Source organism: Streptomyces sp. LS1784 (assembly GCF_020103755.1).
Classification (GTDB): Bacteria; Actinomycetota; Actinomycetes; order Streptomycetales; family Streptomycetaceae; genus Kitasatospora.
The window spans coordinates 1-508 of the sequence record NZ_JAHSQD010001291.1 but is presented as its reverse complement, the minus strand read 5'-3'; the positions used below and the strand labels follow the sequence as shown (position 1 = coordinate 508).

Below are 508 nucleotides of genomic sequence, written 5' to 3'. Positions count from 1 at the left end.
GGCCGCGACCAGCCGCTCGCCGCCGCCTACCGGACCGCGGCGCTGCGCGACGCGCTGGCCGCCCTCGGCGACCCGGCCGGCCAGTCGCTGCGGCGCTTCCTCGGCGGGCTGAGCGGGGTACGGGTGGCCGACACCGACAACGTCGCCTACGACTGCGACACCTGGGAGGACCTGGAGCAGGCCCGCGAGCGCGACCGGAGCTGAACCTCACCGACGCCGGCACCGGGGTGTGAGCGAAACGACGTGCCCCGCACACGGGGCCAACACCTCGGTGAAACCGCCGATCGGGCAGCATGGGCGCATGGAGCGCACGCTGGATGACTGGATCGCCGAGGTCAAGGCCGACCTGGGCATCGACCTGGACGTGGACGTCCGTGGTCTGCTCGACGTGGCCCGGGTGGTCGCGCACGGAGTGGCCCGGCCGGCCGCGCCGCTGACCGCCTTCCTGATCGGCTACGCGGCCGCCCAGCGGGGCGGCGGGGCGGGGGCCGTCGCCGAGGCGGCCCGG

The 508-nt window shown here is 76.2% G+C and carries 1 pseudogene; it reads left to right on the top strand.

Annotation, left to right across the window (positions count from 1 at the left end):
- Positions 1-508: pseudogene (locus tag KS423_RS48715) on the top strand (DUF6457 domain-containing protein); the annotation flags it as partial.